The organism is Bartonella queenslandensis AUST/NH15, from assembly GCF_000312585.1.
GTDB lineage: Bacteria > Pseudomonadota > Alphaproteobacteria > Rhizobiales > Rhizobiaceae > Bartonella > Bartonella queenslandensis_A.
The window spans coordinates 1-564 of the sequence record NZ_HE998195.1 but is presented as its reverse complement, the minus strand read 5'-3'; the positions used below and the strand labels follow the sequence as shown (position 1 = coordinate 564).

The 564-nt window shown below is 36.3% G+C and carries 1 protein-coding gene; it reads right to left on the bottom strand.

Going from position 1 to position 564, the window contains the following annotated elements; translation table 11 throughout:
• On the bottom strand, positions 1-257 hold a 257-nt coding region (locus BN338_RS09855; protein WP_039761949.1), incomplete at its 3' end, for an antA/AntB antirepressor family protein.
• Positions 258-564: the final 307 nt, after the last annotated feature.

The following is a 564-nucleotide window of genomic DNA, read 5'->3' as shown; positions in this document are numbered from 1 at the left end:
ACCATAGAAAGTTCTTTGGCTACACTTAAGGTGAGGTGATATTCTTTAGAGGGACGACCACCTTGGAGGTTTTTCCCAAAATTGGGAAAAACTATATAATCTCTGTTTTCGACAAAATCATATTTGTTAATGCGTTCAGTAATCCAGTCTGCAAACTTTTTACCTACTCCTAAAAACGCATGTAGATCACGTGCATTTACTGTCTGAATCGCATCGCCATCAATGACTTGTTCTCTAATTTCTATAAGATTGTTCATAATGAACTCCTAGATGTTAAAGGTTTTCATTGATACCTTTAAAAGGTATCGGGCGCTGAAAACACGGCATCTAGTCCGTCGTTATGCTTTCCCCATAAGAGTATTGTATAGCATAACTACACCCGATGAGGCCATTATATACTTATCGCATATAGTGAGTCAAAGTCTTTGCAATGCACAGAAGATTGATTATTTCGGCAACCAATCCGCTAGATGTTTTAAGGTGTTTTCAGGCACCTAATTCAATCATAGACATATTATTGATATATTGTCAAATAGAAATTTAGCAGATCTATGTAAGTAATCC